Raw genomic sequence first — 17,572 nt, 5'->3', positions numbered from 1 at the left:
GCAGCGTAGGCCTCGTGCTGCGCAAACGCTACTTCATACTGCTACAATTGCTAGCCAGCTTTGTATGCATTGTGTACTTGCTGGCGGTGCTGTTGCCGAAACGGTTCGATTTTCTCCTTCGGCATCCAGACGCGCTTCAGCAAAGCTGGTACGCGGCCATCCTCGTCCTGTTAACCAGCTTTGCTATCGGTTTTTTGCTGTTGCTGCTGTGTCTGTGGCGCAAGCGGCCGGGGCAGGCTCTGAAATGGCTTTTGGTAGCGCTGCCGGGCCTGGGCTTAGGGCTTTTCTTCTGGAGTGCCACTATGTTCATTCTAATGGGTTTCATGGGCGACCCAGGCCCGGCAGAAGCCGCGCGTATGGAAGCCCGGGAGCGGATAGAGGCTGACAGCCTTGACCGTTTGCATGAATCTAGGCGGCTGCCTTAGTGTTGCTTCAAAAGCCTATTTTTGCTAGTACAACACAAATGGCAGCCTGCTCCAAGTCAGGCTGCTTCGCTTATAGTCTGAACCTGTGTCCTACGAACGATTAGAATCCTGCCCGGTTTGCGGCAAAACCGAGTTTCGCAACAAGCTGGTAGTCGAGGATAAGTCGGTGAGCAAGGAAAGCTTTGCCATCGTGCAGTGCCAGCACTGCACCTTCCAGTTTACCAACCCACGGCCCGGCATCGAGGCCATCGGGCGCTACTACGAGTCGGACGACTACGTTTCGCACAACAGCACGGCGACCGGGGTTATCAACCAGGCCTATAAAGTGGCGCGCTTTTTCACGATGCGCCGCAAAGTGGCTTTGGTCAACAAGCTGGCCCCACGCAAGGGCAAGCTGCTGGATTACGGCTGTGGCACGGGCCACTTTCTGGCCACGGCCCGCGCCGGTGGCTGGCAGGTAGTAGGCGTAGAACCTAATGCCCGGGCCCAGCAGGAAGCCTCCGAGCGGGTAGGGCAGCCCATCGGCAACGAAAACCTGGTCACGTTTGAGTCGGGCACGTTCGACGCCATTACCCTGTGGCACGTGCTCGAACACGTCCACAACCTGAACGAAACCCTGCAGCAGCTGGTGCGCCTGCTCAAGCCCGACGGCGTACTCATCATTGCCGTTCCCAACGTCGACAGCCTCGACGCCCAGCACTACCGCCAGGACTGGGCTGCCTACGACGTGCCCCGGCACCTGTACCATTTCAGTCCCAAAACCATGAAGCTGCTGCTTAAAAAGCATAAGCTCACGGTGCCTGAAACCTTGCCCATGCCCCTGGATGCCTACTACGTAAGCATGCTCAGCGAGAAGCACCGGGCAGAGCGGGGCGGCGGGCTGATGAATGTGCTCAAGGCCGGCTACAAGTCCAATAAGTACGCCGAGGAACACGAAGGCTTGTACTCGAGCGTTATCTACGTGGCCCACAAACGCTGAGCCATGCGCGCTACGCTGCTTCTGCTGGTGGTTGGGAGCCTGTTCTGCCTGAACGGGGCCAACGCCGGTAGGGCAGGGGAGGGGCCAAGCATCTTATCGTCAACGGCTTCTGTTACGACGCCGCTCCGGCCGGGTTTTCAGCCCGATACCAGCCGCAAAGCCCTGCAGCCCGACTCGGTGGTGGCTACTGCCACGCCAGTGTTGCCGGCGGCAGAAGACGACAAGCCCACGCGCAAAACCAGTATCCGCATTGTTGCGGCCATTGCTTTACTTACTGTCATCACGCTTTTGCTGTATAATGTCCGTTCGCGCTAACCTGCTATTCCTGCTTTCCGCCGGCGCTGCTCTGAGTGGGTGCGCCTCCATCAGCTCGCCGCAGGGGGGCCCGCGCGACACCACCCCGCCCAAGCTCGTCAGCACCTCGCCCGCAAACGGGGCCCGCAACGTGCAGCAGCAAACCGTACGCCTCGAGTTTTCGGAAAGCGTGCAGCTCAAGGACCTCACCAAAAACCTGATTGTGGCGCCGGTGCTGGGCGAAGACGACAAGTATAAAATCAAGGAAGAACGGGCGGCCATTTCCCTGATTTTCGAAAAGCCCTTTCAGCCCAATACAACCTATACTTTCAACTTTCGCGAGGCCGTCACCGACATTACCGAGAACCTGCCGGCCCAGAATGTCAGCGTTACCTTCAGCACCGGCGCCCGCCTCGACTCGGGCTCGGTGAAAGGCACCGTTACCCAGCTGCTCAGCGGTTCGCCGGCCGCCGAAGTATCGGTGATGCTATACCCGGAAACCGATACGCTCAACATCCGCCGGGGCAAGCCCTACTACCTGAACCGGACCGATAAGTCGGGCGGCTTTTCGCTGCAAAGCCTGAAAGTAGGCCGCTACCGCCTCTTCGCCCTGGCCGATAAGAATAACAGTGGCCGCTACGAGGAAGGGGAGCAGATCGGCTACTTGCCCCAGCCGATAACCGTGCGCCCCGGCCTCGATTCCCTGCGCCTAGTGCTGGTACGCCCCGATGCCCGCCGGCCCATTATTACCAGCCAGCAAGGCACCCCCACTCAGTTTCGAATCGTATTTAACGAGGGCCTGGCCCAGGCCAGTTTATCAGCCCTGGGTGCCCCGGCCGGCACTCCCAACGCGCCGCTCAACGAGGCTTTACTGCTCAGCGAAAAGGGGCGCAACGTCAGTCTATTTCGCACGCCGGCTGTGGCGGAAGGCCGCTATGTGCTGGCCGCTACCGACAGCGTGGGCAACGTGGGCCGCGACACCATCAACGTCAAATTCCCGGGTACCACTCCGGCCACGGCCCGGCGCGGGCCGCAGTATAGCGTAGCCGGCAATCCGCGCGACGTGTACCGGCAGGGGCAGGTGCGGTTTCAGTTCCTGGAGCCGCTGAAGCCCTTTACCAAGCAGCCCATTGGCACGCTTCTGGAAGACTCGACCAGCCGTAAGCCCATTCGGGTACCCCAGGAAGCGACGCTCAGTCCCGACCGGACCCAGCTCACGGTGAATCTAAATACCAAGGCCAAAAAGTCGGTTACTCTTCTGCTGGATTCGACGGCAGTAACCAGTATTACGGATCAGCGCCTGGGCCTGCGCCCCCTGAAGCTGGCCGTCACGGACCAGTCGCCGGTGGGTAGCCTAGCGGGTACTGTGCAAACCAAATATACCCGCTTTCAGCTGCAGCTGCTCGATGGCAGCGGGCAGGTAGCAGCCGTGTTGGAAAGTCCCAAAAACACTTTCCGCTTCGATAATCTGGCCCCGGGCAGCTACCGGCTGCGGGTGCTGATCGACGCGGACAATAACGGCGTCTGGCGCGGCGGTGACCCCAAGTTCATTCTCCCGCCCGAACCAGTTTACATGGCCCCTCAGCCGATTCAGGTGCGCGCCAACTGGGAAGTGGAAGACGTTAAGCTAGCCTTCTAGCCCTAAACCATTCTGCTGTCAAACGCCAACTGGCCCCGAACACCCTGCGTGTTCGGGGCCAGCTGGCGTTTAAGCCCGTCAGAGTTACTAGCTGATTTTCTTTGTTAGGGTCGCCAGCCAAGACTACGTGCTGAGTTTCCGTGGCTGCCCAGCCTACTGGCAGGGCTGGTTCCACCCGTTGCGGGTGGCCTGCACCTTTATCTGCTGGCCAGTGGCAAACGGGAGGCCTGCTAAACAGCCCGAAGAAGCTATCCACATTGGGCGCTTTCAGGATCAGGATTCTACGTGCTTTCCACATTTTTTTCCACAGCCATTCAGGCGCATTTCGTGCTTCGGGGAATAATCTGTGGATAATGCTGGGGAAACGTGGGGATAACCCGTGGAGAAGTTGCGGAAAAGTTTTTTTGCCGGTTCCGGAGCCAGCACAGAGGCTTCTATCTACACTCCCGACGTGGATAAGGGTGGATAACTTTCCTCGAAAAATGCTCTAATCCACACAGGGCGAAACCTGTGAATTGTGGATTCGTGGATAACGCTGTGAATTGTGAATAATTATCACAACGCATTGAAAATGTATACTTTACTATCCACACACCCTGTTGACAGACGGTGTATAAACCCGTTCTTGTTCACAAGTTATCCGCCCTGTGTATAACTATATTTTCTTATCCACTTATAAACACCCCTAACGACTGGGGACAAAGAGAAATCTTTTAAAAAATTTAATTCAAAAGTTATTAACCCTGTGGAAAAGCTCGGGCCACTTTCAAAAAGGAAAAGGTTGGGAATGCTCTGCGTTCGAAGAGTTCCGTTTCTGTCTGCACATACCAGTCTGGGCAGCGCTTCTGGCCAAGCGGCTCATGTGTCCGGACTCGGCCGGTTACGTTCGGACCATCTGTAGGCAGTGCTGGCATTGGACCGTCGGGGTTGTCGATTTCACCCCAGCCAGTACCCCTACTCTTAGTTATCCACTTCAGGTGAGCAAGCTCCGGCCAAGGCTGCTACTGCCGAACTACGGGCCACCCAGGGCGGAGCTGCAACACAGGCAAGGCACCCACCACTTGAGCGTATCGCCAGCTACAGAGCCCTTGCCCGGTCTGCTCATTTTAACCTGCACAGGAAGTCCTGAGCAGGGAATATCTTCTCGGTTGGAGGTGTCGGTTGATTAATTGTTTGATAAACAGTATTTTATACATAACAGGTGCCCAATACAGATAAAATATGGTCCTGTTGAAAATAAATATATATGTGGCAGTAAGAAGATATTGGGAATTCATTCCATATATTTCATCCGAGATTATATAAGCATATGTATTATTATTTTAACATTGAAACATTATAAAGAGCTTATAAAGGACTTTATTTCTTCATTACAGATACAGCACGAGATTGGGAGCCTATTAGCCGCGGAAAGCCTACTGGATAAGCATGCTTTTTATTTGCAGTTACCCCATTTTTTATCTCCTGTATTTCCCCGTGTTCAAGAAGAAGTCTTTCGGAATCTAACCGGGTACAGTTATCTGTATTTCCGGTTTACTTTATTAGTCGATCAGTTAGTAGACAAGCCGTGTACAACCGCCGCGTATGCTGAGCAGTTATTCACTTGCTTGGCCGTGCATGAGCAGGCCGTGCGTGGCTTAACGCAACTTTTTCCGAACGACGACACTTTCTGGGCCGCCTTTGCGCTGTGTAAAAAGCAGTACGTAGCAGCTACTATGCGCGAGAAGGAAATGTCGGCTGCGCGTGCGGTTTTCTCCGAAAGTCTATTTGAAGAAATAGCTGGTGACAAATCCGCTATTTGCTATGCCATGGCGCATGCTATGTGCAGACTGAACAACAATACCGGGCCGGTAGAAGAGGTGCAGCGCTGCTTGCAGCATTTGCACATTGCAATTCAGTACTTGGATGATATCCAGGATTTCAAACAGGACTGGCTGGATGGGCAGTTTACGTATGCTCATTTCCTGGTTGAAAAGTATCTGAGAGATAAGCAGCTCGAAGGAAGTCGGCTTTCGGTGGGAGAACTTTATCAGCACTGTTTTACGTCAGGCATTGCCCAGCATTTGCTGGACCGCAGCAGTCAGCACTTCGGTCAGAGTGTGGCTATAGCTCACTCGCTCGGCCTCACGGAGTTGGCGCTTTATGTGCAGCAGCAACTCGATGGCTGCAATATTTACCAGCATGAGGTAGCACAGTTGTTGGAAAAAACGCGGGTGAAGGCCCGTAAAAGCTTTACTCCCTTCCATGCTGAGCACCCAGACCTGACGCTACCAACAGTACAGACCGCCGCGGCAATGGCCCTGCGGCATTTGCAGGCCAGCCGCGACGCTCAGGGGTGCTGGCTGGACTTTTTGACCAGTGCCGGACAAAGCAAGATGTGGACCACCGCCTATGCGGGCCTGCTGCTTGCCGAAACCAAAATCGGCCTCACCGCGGCGCACGAAGCTTTCGATGCCTCCTTTTTGCTGCCTCCTTCCTACAATGAGGGCATCATGCAGGACGGCGACTCGACCAATTTTAGTATGGGGCTGCGCCGTAAAGTCTGGGGCGAAACCTCTCCTCAGCAAATCAGCACCTGGCTGGAATTTATGGATGCGGACGGGGGATGGGTGACGTACCGGGATGAGACCCGCCTGCGCAACATCATGAAGCTGCCCAAGCACGTAAGCGTGGCCGCTTGGCTTACTCCCAAGCTCTGTGTTACGGCCGCCGCCGCCTATGTTCTGCGGCTCTACAAGGAGCTCGAGCCGCAGTATCAGCTGAGCTGCCGCTACCTGGCTCGTCACCAGCACCCCGCGGGCTATTGGAACTCTTATTGGTGGACCAGCCCCATCTATGCTACTGCTTTCGCCATCCTGGCCCTGGCCCCGGTAGCCGAGCACGACGCGTGTCGGGAAGCCGGATTGCGCTGGCTGGCAGCCCAGCAGTCCGATAATGGGGCATGGTACGGGCAAACCAACGCCCAGCAGCCCAGCGCTTTTTTCACCGCACTAGCCCTTAAGGCGCTACTGGTGAATTCCAGCCAAGACTACTCGGCCGCCGTGGAGCGGGGTGCCCAGTGGCTGCTAAGCCAGCAGATGAGTGATGGTAGCTGGCTGACCACGCGCATTCTGCGGGTGCCCGCTACCGATGTGGCCGACCCGGCTACCGTGAAGCGGTGGCGTTTGAGCTCCTTTGGCACTGACATCGAGGTGGATGACCACAACCGGATTTTCACCACCAGTACTGCCCTCAATGCCTTGAGTACATACGCCAAAACGATGGTGGCTCTTCCCGCATATGCTTAATCAACCTGCCATGCTTTTGCGAGAAAATGTTCAGCTCATGCCATTTGATGAGCAGCGCTGGCTGATCAATACGGACACGGGGCACAACCTGCTGGTGAATAAGGATACCGAGGAGTTGTTCAGCTTGCTGCGTACTGCCGAGTCGATGGATCAAGCCTGTGCCCGGTTTAATGTCCGGTTTCGGGCTAACCTCTCCGGTGGGGAGTTTGCTACCCTGCTACAGGCCCGTTTTGGCGGCTACGGCATTTTAACCCACGATCAGAAGGAAGACAAAGCGGTAGCCGGCTCTAACTACATCCGGTTGAAAATGGAGCTGCTGTCGGCTAAGATAGCAGCAATATGTGCCGCCCCGCTGCGAGTATTCTACGCGCCCCAGCTGTTCTGGCCTATTTTTTTCCTGCTGCTGGCTTTCCTGCTAATAGTTTATCTGGGCAACTCATCTGCTCTCCTACCTAGTGGCTCCCGCTACTGGATTATCTTACCCCTGCTCTACTTCTCCTTTTTCATCCACGAACTGGGGCATATTGCCGCCTGCCGGCGCTTCGGTATTCGGCACGGGGGCATAGGCTTCGGATTTTATTTATTCATTATTCCGGCCCTGTACGCCGACGTTACCAACGTGTGGCAGACGAACAGACAACGCCGCATTATTGTCAACCTGGGAGGAATCTTCAGCCAGACCCTGTATGCCGGTCTGTTGGCCGTCGGGTATTTAGCCACCTCTTTTTCCCCTCTGCTACTAGCGGCTACGGCTACGATGGCCGTCGCACTGTGGCAATTCAATCCTTTCGTTCGTCACGACGGCTACTGGTTGCTTTCCGACCTGCTGAACACGCCTAATCTGCAGCAGAAGGCCGCGCAAGTTGTGAAACGTAGCCTTTCGCTACGCGGATTGGAGCTCGTGTGGAGCAGCCGGGGCCGAGTGCTAGTCGGCAAACAGTTCTTTTTATTCCTGTATGGTGCAGCCAACAGCTTATTATTTATTGCCTTTGCTGCCTTTACTGCCGTGCGCTACGGTGACCAGTTCGTACAATTTCCGCTGCTTGTAACCGCGCTATTAGGTAAGCTAACCGTCGGTATGTTGTCGTTAGCTGATTTAAAACAAATCCCGATCATTATTGCCTCTTTTTACGTGCTGGCAATGCGCTATTTATTTATCACGCTTACTACTTGGCAGAGCAGTCAAAAGAAGGCGGCTATAGAGGCCTAAAAGTTCTACTTCTGTTTGGGCGCTCAGGGTTACTACAGCTTATCTGTCTAAAACAGGAGTCCTTGCTTCTGGATATTATTTCCTGGCTGGTCGCTCAGCGTAAAGCAGTGCCAGCGTTCTATGTAGTCGTTTTTATCATTCTATTTTAATTTTTATGGCAACTGCTAGCAACACTTTTATAAAAAGGCCGCGTGGCCTCTGCCCCGTTGCCTCATCTTTTTGCAACCGTAGAGCTGGAGCAGCGCCTTGTACTGGTTAGCGCACGGGATAATTACTATGACGAGTGGGCCCAGTAAAACAATAGTTGCGGGGTACCTCAGGGGCTGCAAGCTGTTACAACCTAGTGCCCGATAACGAGTGGGGGCATGCTCTGACTCCGTCCAGAATTCATGTTAGCTATTACCACCGGCATTTTTAATGCAGGGAAATCCGGTGTTCTTTCTACCTGCTTATTCATCATTTCTTTTTTATTTTTTTATGCAAACCACCCCCAACACCCTCTCGGAAGGCCGCCTGGCCGATGCTCAACTGACGAACCTCTTCGAAACCGAAGAACTCGAGCAGCGTCTTGAAACCGTTCAAATGTGGCAGGTAACTGACTGCAACGACGTTTCTAACGGCGGTAATGGCTGCGTGCAGTAGCACTGAGTCACCTTCTGTGAGGTAGAATCGGCGGCAGCTTTGCTCTCAGTCCTGAGGTGGCAGAGCTGCCGCCTGATTCATTCCTCTTTCGCCCCAAGGCGCCGAGTCTGACAAGCAGATGAGCTACCGGCAGCCTTAGTTCAATAAAGATTAATGGGTTGTGGTGGGGCAATAGGGCGCATCCCCGATCCGCCTGTTTTGCTATCTGTTATTTACTTCTTCCTCTATGAAGTACTCCAGGCCAGTGGTCCTGACCGCAGGAATAATCGGTGTCTTCTTTCTGGTTTCGGGGGTAGGCAAGGCTTTAGATCAGGCCCAGTTTGCGGATACTATTGTTGCCTATGGGCTTCCCAAGCTACGCTTTGCGGCTCCCTTGCTCACGACTGTCGAGCTGGCTCTGGGCGTAGGCTTGCTGCTACGGATACACGTTCGGCTTTTAGCGGCAGCGGCCCTGGCCCTGCTAGTTATGTTCACTCTATTCTTTGCCTATGGCTACCTGGGGCACGGAGTTACGGACTGCGGGTGTTTTGGGGCTTTCACGGCCCTGCAAATGCCGCCTTGGCTGGCATTTGGGCGTAATGGCCTGCTGCTGCTGCTGGCTGCTGGCCTCTACCGGGCCGCCCCGGAGCCAGCTTCTCCACCCGCCCGCTGGCAGCTGCTGGTAGTGAGCGGCGTCACGCTCGGCTCATTTCTGGCAGTCGGGTCCCGCTACACTCCCCAGGTATTCTTAGCGCCCGGCCAAGCTGTGCGGGCCACGGCGCTTGCCCCGTATTGCTCCCCCCATCAAGCTACGTATTTGGTCTTTATTTTCCGGCCCACCTGCCCGCACTGCTGGGCGGCAACTCCCACCCTGCTCAACTACCAAAAGACTGGTTTGGTGAGCAAGATTGTTGCCCTTAGCCCCCGCGGCCCGGCCGAGGAGCAGCAAAAGTATATGCGCCACTTTGCGCCGTCATTTGCTATTCATACGGTGCCTGATGCAGAAATGCGGCAGCTTACCAACCAGGTTCCCACCGTTGTTGTGGTTAAACAGGATACCATCAGGGCAGTGCTGAACTCGGCTGAGCCCTTGGACGACGCCCTCTCGAAAGCCTTGCGGCTGCGTGAAGTAGCCGTAGGCACCCCCCGCTAACGTGGTGCCTTAGCAGGCTTGGGGCTGCTCAGATCTATGCGCTGACGGCCGCTAGGAGCGTATTGGGCGGGGTGCAGTCATAAAACCACCTACCCACGTGGACGTGGAGGTAGGTAGTGCTTTTGTTGCCGTCCACTTAAATTGGGTTAGTCGACGGTTATTTCTTGTCCAACCCATACCATCTTCATTCTTATTCCTACTTATGGAAAATTCTTTTCTAACCACGACTAACGTCGCTAACGAACAGGTTACTAGCTTGTTCGAAGTAGAGGAGCTGGAGCAGCGCCTCGAAACCCTGTCCGATCTGGATATGTGGGGCTGTGGCAACTACGCCGGCCGGACAAATTGCCCCATGGAAGTAGAAGTATCCGAGTAAGTGTAGCCTGCAGAATAGCGGTTGTAGTACTCTTCTCACCCGCTCGTCCTGTGGCTCTACCACTACCACGTAGCCTCGTCGGATTCTCCGGCGGGGCTATTTTCTTGTCGGTTCGCACCTCAGCGCCTGCTTCGTTCTACCGCGTGCACGTAGCAACTTCGGCTCGGTTCATCTTGCTCATTCAGGTTCTCTAAGCAGGTTCTTGCATAGCCCAAGCTCGTGGAAAAGCGGCCGTATTGGTCCGCGGCCCGGGTTTGGCCGTATATGCTTTTTCCCACCGTTTGCTGCCCATGCCCTTCGATTATACCCTCGACTTCAAAACCACCGATTTCCGCCAGCACCCGGAACTCTACCGCGTGGGCAAGGGCGAGCAGGGCGTGCTGCTGGTAGAACCCTACAAATCGGAAATTCTGCCCTACTGGCGTTTCCGTACCCCCGAAGTAGCCCGCGAATCGTCGGAGCAGATCTACCAGTTGTTTCTGAACTACCTGAAAGCCCACGATTTCGTGGGGGCCGACATGGCCCGCAAATTCATCCAGATGGGCTTTACCCGGGCCCGGCGCTATGCCAACCACCGTGGCGGCAAGAAGTACGACGGCCCCGTACCGGCCGATAAGAAAGGCCAGAGTGGAGCGCATGGGAGGGAGGAATTACCCCGCTCGCCCGAGGACCCCGAAAAGGCGGCCGCTGCGGCCATCTTCAAGCAGAAGTGGGACGAGGCCAAGCGCCACCCCGATTACGTGCAGCAGCGGGCCGAATTTGAGGCTCGTTACGGCAAGTGATTCCCGAATACCTACCTTTAAATCCGAATTCAGCAACCCAACCGAATTCAGGCATTCAACCACCGAAACAAACCCGCTATGCAGACCATCCAACCACAACCCAGCAGCACCGAAGAAAACGAAATCATTCTGGGCACCGGCATGGGCCCGCTGAAATTCGGCGCCACTCAGGACGAGGTACGTGCCCTGATGGGTGAGCCGGAGGAAATTGAAGAGTCGGAGGACGACGACGAGTTTGAGCACCAGGCCTGGAATTACCTCGAGGAAGGCTACTCCCTGTACTTCGACCGGGAAGACGATTTCCGCCTGAGCTGCATCGAAACCGACCACCCGGGTCTGCGCATCTTCGGCCAGCCCATTCACGGCAAGTCGGTAGATGAGATTCAGGAGATTATGCGCCAGAACGGCCTTGAGTCGACGGAGGTAGAGCGCATGGATACCGGCGAAACCCGCCTGTCCTACGAAAAGGAAATGATTGACCTTTACTTTGATGAGGACCAGTTGCAGTTCGTCAATTTCGGCGTCTTCATCAGCGACGACCTGGAGGTGCAATGGCCCAGCTAGGGTCAGAGTTATCCACAAAATTATGGCTTTTGCCTGTGGATAAGTTGATAAGTGCTTAGTAGCCCGCCATTTTAGTGGATAAAGCCAGGGCTCTTGACTTATTCCCATTGTTGGCACGGACCTACGAAAACTTACGGCAATAAAAAAGCCGGCCCGTAATGGGCCGGCTTTTTTTGTATGATTCGGGGAAAGCCCGCCGTTACAGCAGGGCGCGGAACAGCAGGAATAGGCCTCCGGAGAGGAACATTGTGACGGGCAGGGTAAGCACCCAGGCCAGGGCAATGTTGCGGACCATCTGCGGGTTCAGGTTCTTGATACCACGGTTGGCGACCATCGAGCCAGCAATGGCCGACGACAGTACGTGGGTAGTGGAGGAGGGTAGGTCGTAGGCCGTCGACAAGCCAATCATGGTGGCGGCTACCAGTTCCGAAGAAGCGCCCTGGGCATACGTCAGGTGCTCCTTGCCAATCCGCTCCCCAATAGTTTTCACAATGCGCTGCCAGCCCACCATCGTCCCAACGCCCAGCGAGGTGGCCACGATAAGCAACACCCAGAAAGGGGCGTAATCGGTGAAGGAGGTCATGTTTTTCATGGCGGCATCGTAGGTGGCCCGGTCGGCGGAGCTCAAGCTTACCTTCTCGCTGCCGAGCAGTTTCTTGGCGCGGTTGGCCGTCAGCAGAATGCCTTTGCGGATCTGGAAGCGGGCGTCCTGGGGCAGCTCTTTCACGCTGGTCTTGCCGGCGAAAATAACGTCGAGGGCATCGGTCTGGGTTTTGATTTCGGCCAGGGCTTTCTGGTCGGCGGGGCTCAGTTCGGCGGGATTCACCTTGCTCATCACCTGCTCAATCTTCACCAGCGAGTCGCGCATATCCAGGGGGTTCTTGGTATGGTCGAGGGCGAAGTAGGTGGGCACAATACCAATCAGGATCAGCATAATCAGGCCCACGCCCTTCTGCCCGTCGTTGGAGCCGTGGAAAAAGCTTACCAGCGTGCAGGTACCAATCAAAATCAGGCGAATCCAGATGGGTGGGGGCTTGCGTTTGTGGGGCTCCCGGAAAATGGCCTTGGTGCGCACGAAGCGCTTGAGCAGGAACATCATGATGATGGTCAGCGAGAAGCCGAACAGCGGGCCTACCAGCAGGGCTACGCCACTTTGGCCGGCCTTGCTCCAGTTGACAGCCGCGTTGGGCGAATCGGGCAGGAAGCTGAAGGCAATACCGACGCCCAGAATCGAGCCAATCAGGGCGTGCGACGACGACGAGGGCAGACCGTAGTACCAAGTGCCCACGTTCCAGATAATGGCCCCGATAATGAGGGCGCCCACCATGGCAATGCCGTGGTACACGTTCTGATCCACGAGGCTTTCGACGGGCAGCAGGTAGACAATACCCATGGCCACGCCGATGCCGCCGGTAAACACGCCGATGAAGTTCCAGAAGGCCGACCACACTACCGCTACCCAGGGCCGCAGGGCGTTGGTGTAAATCACGGTAGCCACGGCGTTGGCCGTATCGTGGAAACCGTTGACAAATTCGAAGGCGCAAGCTGCTATCAGACAGGCTAGTAGCAGCAAAAGCACATGAGGCTCTAAGCCAAACATAAAAGGGGAATTAATGGGAAATCGGTTTTCATCGTTCCAAAGGTAGAGGGACCTTTAGGCGGGGCAAGATTATGAAATTGTTACGCCAAAATGGTACAACGCCCGTTTGCATGCGCTTAACGCAGGAACCGATTTGGGGTTGGGCGCCGGGGTAATCGGCTGAGGTAGAAGCCGGCAGAGGAGGCGGAAGGTGGAAAATACTGGCTTTTCCCAAGCTGCATTCTGCCGCGCCTCCGGCGGTTTCTGCTACTTTTGCCCGAATAAGTATTCAGTAGTGAGTATTTAGTATGGGGTAGCGAGTAAAGGATACAGGGGTCGTTCTGCTGGTGGCGGTAAGTCAGGCAGGCTACTCCAAAACCGGCTGGCTCACTATCCCGCCACTCTCCAGCTCACTACTCAATACCTACTACTCACTACTACATTATGAGCAACGCCCCGCAGAAACCGGCCGCCACTACCACCGAAGGCACTTTGGCCGAAATCGTGTCGCACGCCAAGGAATACGGCTTCGTGTTTCCTTCCTCCGAAATCTACGACGGCCTGGCGGCCGTGTACGACTACGGCCCCAACGGCGTGGAGCTGAAAAACAACCTCAAGCAGCTCTGGTGGAAGGCCATGACCCAGCTCAACCAGAACGTGGTGGGCATCGACGCGGCCATCTTCATGCACCCGACCACCTGGAAAGCCTCCGGCCACGTCGACGGCTTTTCGGACCCCATGATTGACAACCTCGACAGCAAGAAGCGCTACCGCGCCGACGTGCTGCTCGAAGAAAAGGCCGCCGAGTACGAGAAGAACGGCGAACTAGCCCGGGCCGAAACCCTGCTGGCCGAAATGGGCCGCCTGCTCACGGCCGAGGATCTGGCCGGCGTCAAGCAGCTCATCATCGACGAGAAAATCCTGTGCCCGATCAGCAAGACCGGCAACTGGACCGACGTGCGCCAGTTCAACCTGATGTTCTCGACCCAGATGGGCGCCGTGGCCGAGGGCTCCAATGAAATCTACCTGCGCCCCGAAACGGCCCAGGGCATTTTCGTCAACTTCCTGAACGTGCAGAAGTCGGCCCGCCAGAAGGTGCCGTTTGGCATTGCCCAGATCGGCAAGGCCTTCCGCAACGAAATTGTAGCCCGGCAGTTCATCTTCCGCATGCGGGAGTTTGAGCAAATGGAAATGCAGTTCTTCGTGCGCCCCGGCACCGAGGAGGAGTGGTATCAGCACTGGAAAGCCGCCCGCCGCCGCTGGCACGAGGTAATGGGCCTGCCCGCCGACAAGCTGCGCTTCCACGACCACGAGAAGCTGGCCCACTACGCCAAGGCCGCCGTCGACATCGAGTACGAGTTTCCCTTCGGCTTCAAGGAAATCGAGGGTATCCACTCCCGCTCCGACTTTGACTTGACCCAGCACCAGCAGTACAGCAAGAAAAAGCAGAACTACTTCGACGCCGACATTGACCCGGCAACCGGCAAGGCCTACGGCAACTACGTGCCCTTCGTGGTCGAAACCTCGGTGGGGGCCGACCGGCTGTTCCTGGCCACGCTCTGCAACGCCTACACCGAGGAAACCATCACGGAGGGTGAAGGCGAGCAGCAGACGACCAAGACGCGCACCTTCCTGAAGCTGCACCCGGCCGTAGCGCCGGTGAAGGCCGCTATTTTCCCGCTGGTGAAAAAGGATGGCATGCCCGAAAAAGCTACCGAAATCTTCAACTCCCTGCGGCACGACTTCCGCATCATCATCGAGGAGAAGGACGCCATTGGCAAGCGCTACACCCGCCAGGACCTCATCGGCACGCCCTTCTGCATCGTCGTCGACGGCCAAACGCTGGAAGACGACACGGTAACGGTGCGCCACCGCGACTCGCGCGAGCAGACCCGCATGCCCATCAGTGAGCTGCGCGCCTACATCGGCGAGGCCGTGAGTTTGTCGCGAATTTTCGAGAACCTCTAGAAAGTTCAGCAGCTGCCCAGTGCTAGTAGAACGGGGCCGTCATGCTGAGCATGGCGGCCCCGTTTTCGTTTTCGGTCGGCTAAAGCGGGCCGGGCGTCGAGTAAGGGCGGTCGGCGGGGCTAGTACCGGCTAGGTTTGCCGCTTGGCGGGGCCGGCAGCCCCAACGGCCTCATCTTTCTACCAGTCAGTCATTGCGTACCTTTGCTAAATTTTAGCGGCCTATGTGGAGTAAACTCACCTTATTCAATATCAAGCACCGGCGGATTCTGATTCTGCTCCTGGCCGCTATTACGGTGTTTATGGGCTGGCACGCCCGCAACGTCGAAATGACCTACGACTTTGCCCAGGTCGTCAGCCCCGACGACCCGGACATGGTCTATTTCCAGCAGTTCAAGAAGACCTTCGGCGAAGACGGCAACGTGCTGGTGCTCGGCTTGCAGGACAGCAGCGTGTACAAGCTCGGCAACTTCAACGAGCTGCGCGCCCTGACTGACACCCTGGCCAAGGTGCAGGGCGTCAACGGCGTGCTGTCGGTGACCAAGCTCATCAAGCTCGAAAAGGACACCAGCAACCAAAGCTTCCGGGCCAGTCCCATCTTCAAGCAGGCCCCCCAAAGCCAGGCCGAGCTGGACTCCCTGATGCGGGTCGTGAACCAGCAGGAATTCTACAAAGGCCAGCTGATTTCGCCCACCACGGGCGCCACCCTGCTGGCCCTCACCATGGACCCCAAGTTTCTGAACTCCTCGAAGCGGGAAGGGGTAATGAAGGTCATTCTGGGCCACGCCGAGCGTTTTCAGCAGAAAACCGGCATCCGGATGCACTACGCCGGCCTGCCCTACGTGCGGGCCACGATGACGACCAAGGTAGCCGGAGAAATGAAGCTCTTCGTGGCCCTGACGGTGGTCATGATGGCCATAACGCTCTTCCTGTTCTTCCGGACCTGGGCTGCCGTGGTGTTTCCCATCCTGATTGTGCTCATCGTGGTGGTGTGGTGCATTGGCTCGATGGTGCTCATGGGCTACAAAATCAACCTGCTCACGGGCCTGATACCGAGCATTATCATCGTTATCGGCATTCCGAACTGTACCTACCTGCTCAGCCGCTACCACTACGACTACCGCAAATCCGGCAACCAGGTGCTGGCCATGACGCGCGTAGTGAGCAAAATCGGCCTGGTGACCTTGATGAACAACACCACCACGGCCATCGGCTTTGTGGTGTTCTGCTTCACCAACATTGCCATTCTGTTCCAGTTTGGGGCCGTGGCCACCATCAATATTTTCGTGGCCTTTTTGGTCTCGTTTATCCTAATTCCGATTGTCTTCACCATCCTGCCCCCGCCCACGCCCAAGCAGCTCGAGCACCTCGACGCCACGCCGCTGACCAAGCTGCTGGAGTTTTTCGAGCACCTCGTGCTGGAGCGCCGGGGCACGGTCTACTTGGCGGCTCTGGCGATGGTGGCCTTGTCGATTGGTGGAATACTGAAGGTGAAATCGGTGTCGTACATGGTGGATGACTTGCCCAAAGACAGCTCGGTCAACTCCGATTTGAAGTTCTTCGAGCAGCATTTCAACGGCGTCATGCCCCTGGAAATCGTGGTGAATACCGGCTCGAAGCGGGGCATCATGAAACTGAAGAACCTGGAAAAAATCGACCGGTTCGAGAAGTTTCTGCGCACCCAGCCCGTGCTGACCACGCCCGTCAGCATCGTGACCTTCCTCAAGGCTTCGACCCAGGCCTTCTACAACGACAACCCCGACTACTACCGCCTGCCCGACAACTCGGAGAAGAACTTTATTTTGAGTTACCTGGCCCATTCCCAGGGCAAGGGCGGGGGGATGGACAGCAAGCTGATCCGCTCCTTCACCGACTCCACTGGCCAGAGTGCCCGGATTTCGCTGAAAATTGCCGACATCGGCTCCCGCAACCTCGACACGCTGCTCTCGAACCAGATCCGGCCCCAGATCAAGCAGATTTTCAACGGCACGGGCATGGACGTGAAGCTCACCGGCACCACGATTCTCTTCACCAAGGGCAACGAGTACCTGATTAACAGCCTCAAGGAAAGCCTCGTTATTGCCTTCGTGCTGGTGGGTCTGGTGGTGCTGATTCTGTTCCGCAGCATCCGGGCCGTGTTCTTTACCCTGCTGCCCAACTTCGTGACCCTGCTGCTCACCGGCGGCATTATGGGCTATTTCGGCATCCCGCTCAAGCCCAGCACGGCGCTTATTTTCAGCATTGCCCTGGGCATCGACGGCGACAACAGCATCCATTTGCTGGCCAAGTTCCGGCAGGAGCTGGCCGCCAACGGCCACCGGGTGAAGGCTGCCATCAGCACCACGCTCTCGGAGGCCGGTACCAGCATGATTTACACCAGCATTGTGCTGTTTCTGGGCTTTTCGGTGTTTGCCTTTTCCGAGTTTGGGGGCACCAAAGCCCTGGGCCTGCTCATGTCGGCCTCCCTGCTGATTACCAACTTCTCCAACCTGATCCTGCTGCCTTCCCTGCTCGTTACCTTCGAGCACGGCAAGGATGAAAACATCAACGAATCCTTCATCCAGCACTTCGACCACACCTACCACGAAGAGGATGACGACGCGGAAATCAACCTGCGCCGCATCCCGCTGCAGAAGAAGCTGGATTCGTAAGGCCTCACCCCTAGCCCCTCTCCGAAAAGAGAGGGGAACTAGCTTTT

14 protein-coding genes are annotated in these 17,572 nt (G+C 56.4%); 13 read left to right on the top strand and 1 reads right to left on the bottom strand.

Features of this window, described 5'->3' with window-relative positions; translation table 11 throughout:
* Positions 1 to 14: 14 nt before the first annotated feature.
* The 11 genes from E5K02_RS17770 (at position 15) to E5K02_RS17730 (ending at position 11,330) form a co-directional block, all read left to right on the top strand.
* On the top strand, positions 15 to 425 hold the full coding sequence (locus E5K02_RS17770; protein ID WP_135396545.1) for a hypothetical protein: 411 nt from the start codon (positions 15 to 17) through the stop codon (positions 423 to 425).
* Between the two features lie 85 nt (positions 426 to 510).
* Positions 511 to 1,404, top strand: a complete 894-nt coding sequence (locus E5K02_RS17765) for a class I SAM-dependent methyltransferase (RefSeq protein WP_135396544.1) — start codon at positions 511 to 513, stop codon at positions 1,402 to 1,404.
* A 3-nt stretch (positions 1,405 to 1,407) separates the two neighbouring features.
* Positions 1,408 to 1,719, top strand: a complete 312-nt coding sequence (locus E5K02_RS17760) for a hypothetical protein (protein WP_135396543.1) — start codon at positions 1,408 to 1,410, stop codon at positions 1,717 to 1,719.
* Positions 1,703 to 3,337, top strand: a complete 1,635-nt coding sequence (locus tag E5K02_RS17755) for an Ig-like domain-containing domain (protein ID WP_135396542.1) — start codon at positions 1,703 to 1,705, stop codon at positions 3,335 to 3,337. Before E5K02_RS17760 ends, E5K02_RS17755 begins: the two co-directional genes overlap by 17 nt.
* A 1,820-nt stretch (positions 3,338 to 5,157) precedes the next feature.
* Positions 5,158 to 6,624, top strand: a complete 1,467-nt coding sequence (locus E5K02_RS17750) for a prenyltransferase/squalene oxidase repeat-containing protein (protein ID WP_167856475.1) — start codon at positions 5,158 to 5,160, stop codon at positions 6,622 to 6,624.
* Between the two features lie 10 nt (positions 6,625 to 6,634).
* Positions 6,635 to 7,834, top strand: a complete 1,200-nt coding sequence (locus tag E5K02_RS17745; protein WP_135396540.1) for a site-2 protease family protein — start codon at positions 6,635 to 6,637, stop codon at positions 7,832 to 7,834.
* A gap of 477 nt (positions 7,835 to 8,311) precedes the next feature.
* On the top strand, positions 8,312 to 8,476 hold the full coding sequence (locus E5K02_RS25610; RefSeq protein WP_167856474.1) for a hypothetical protein: 165 nt from the start codon (positions 8,312 to 8,314) through the stop codon (positions 8,474 to 8,476).
* Positions 8,477 to 8,702: 226 nt separating this feature from the next.
* The gene (locus tag E5K02_RS17740) at positions 8,703 to 9,608 is read left to right on the top strand and encodes a MauE/DoxX family redox-associated membrane protein (RefSeq protein ID WP_135396539.1); all 906 of its coding nucleotides are present in this window, start codon (positions 8,703 to 8,705) and stop codon (positions 9,606 to 9,608) included.
* A gap of 202 nt (positions 9,609 to 9,810) precedes the next feature.
* Complete coding sequence (locus tag E5K02_RS25605) at positions 9,811 to 9,984, top strand: hypothetical protein (RefSeq protein ID WP_167856473.1); 174 nt, start codon at positions 9,811 to 9,813, stop codon at positions 9,982 to 9,984.
* Between the two features lie 290 nt (positions 9,985 to 10,274).
* Positions 10,275 to 10,766: a DUF4385 domain-containing protein gene (locus tag E5K02_RS17735; RefSeq protein ID WP_135396538.1), complete on the top strand. Its 492-nt coding sequence runs from the start codon at positions 10,275 to 10,277 to the stop codon at positions 10,764 to 10,766.
* Positions 10,767 to 10,844: 78 nt separating this feature from the next.
* On the top strand, positions 10,845 to 11,330 hold the full coding sequence (locus E5K02_RS17730; RefSeq protein ID WP_135396537.1) for a hypothetical protein: 486 nt from the start codon (positions 10,845 to 10,847) through the stop codon (positions 11,328 to 11,330).
* 199 nt (positions 11,331 to 11,529) lie between these two features.
* Here E5K02_RS17730 and E5K02_RS17725 read toward each other — a convergent pair whose 3' ends face one another.
* On the bottom strand, positions 11,530 to 12,930 hold the full coding sequence (locus E5K02_RS17725) for an inorganic phosphate transporter (protein WP_135396536.1): 1,401 nt from the start codon (positions 12,928 to 12,930) through the stop codon (positions 11,530 to 11,532).
* Between the two features lie 423 nt (positions 12,931 to 13,353).
* On the opposite strand from E5K02_RS17725, the gene E5K02_RS17720 reads away from it, so the two are divergent.
* Positions 13,354 to 14,877: a glycine--tRNA ligase gene (locus E5K02_RS17720; protein ID WP_135396535.1), complete on the top strand. Its 1,524-nt coding sequence runs from the start codon at positions 13,354 to 13,356 to the stop codon at positions 14,875 to 14,877.
* Between the two features lie 221 nt (positions 14,878 to 15,098).
* Entirely contained in the window at positions 15,099 to 17,525 is a 2,427-nt protein-coding gene (locus E5K02_RS17715; protein ID WP_135396534.1) for an efflux RND transporter permease subunit, read from the top strand.
* Positions 17,526 to 17,572: the final 47 nt, after the last annotated feature.

Origin of the sequence: Hymenobacter metallicola (genome assembly GCF_004745645.1) — a bacterium.
Lineage (GTDB): Bacteria > Bacteroidota > Bacteroidia > Cytophagales > Hymenobacteraceae > Hymenobacter > Hymenobacter metallicola.
This window is presented reverse-complemented; position numbering and strand designations above follow the sequence as displayed.

Bases quoted from the DNA above. Each gene is read 5' to 3' on its own strand.
- E5K02_RS17740 (WP_135396539.1), top strand. From the start codon at position 8,703: ATGAAGTACTCCAGGCCAGTGGTCCTGACCGCAGGAATAATCGGTGTC.
- E5K02_RS25610 (WP_167856474.1), top strand. From the start codon at position 8,312: ATGCAAACCACCCCCAACACCCTCTCGGAAGGCCGCCTGGCCGATGCT.
- E5K02_RS17720 (WP_135396535.1), top strand. From the start codon at position 13,354: ATGAGCAACGCCCCGCAGAAACCGGCCGCCACTACCACCGAAGGCACT.
- E5K02_RS17715 (WP_135396534.1), top strand. From the start codon at position 15,099: ATGTGGAGTAAACTCACCTTATTCAATATCAAGCACCGGCGGATTCTG.
- E5K02_RS25605 (WP_167856473.1), top strand. From the start codon at position 9,811: ATGGAAAATTCTTTTCTAACCACGACTAACGTCGCTAACGAACAGGTT.
- E5K02_RS17730 (WP_135396537.1), top strand. From the start codon at position 10,845: ATGCAGACCATCCAACCACAACCCAGCAGCACCGAAGAAAACGAAATC.
- E5K02_RS17760 (WP_135396543.1), top strand. From the start codon at position 1,408: ATGCGCGCTACGCTGCTTCTGCTGGTGGTTGGGAGCCTGTTCTGCCTG.
- E5K02_RS17725 (WP_135396536.1), bottom strand. From the start codon at position 12,930: ATGTTTGGCTTAGAGCCTCATGTGCTTTTGCTGCTACTAGCCTGTCTG.
- E5K02_RS17735 (WP_135396538.1), top strand. From the start codon at position 10,275: ATGCCCTTCGATTATACCCTCGACTTCAAAACCACCGATTTCCGCCAG.
- E5K02_RS17750 (WP_167856475.1), top strand. From the start codon at position 5,158: ATGTGCAGACTGAACAACAATACCGGGCCGGTAGAAGAGGTGCAGCGC.
- E5K02_RS17755 (WP_135396542.1), top strand. From the start codon at position 1,703: ATGTCCGTTCGCGCTAACCTGCTATTCCTGCTTTCCGCCGGCGCTGCT.
- E5K02_RS17745 (WP_135396540.1), top strand. From the start codon at position 6,635: ATGCTTTTGCGAGAAAATGTTCAGCTCATGCCATTTGATGAGCAGCGC.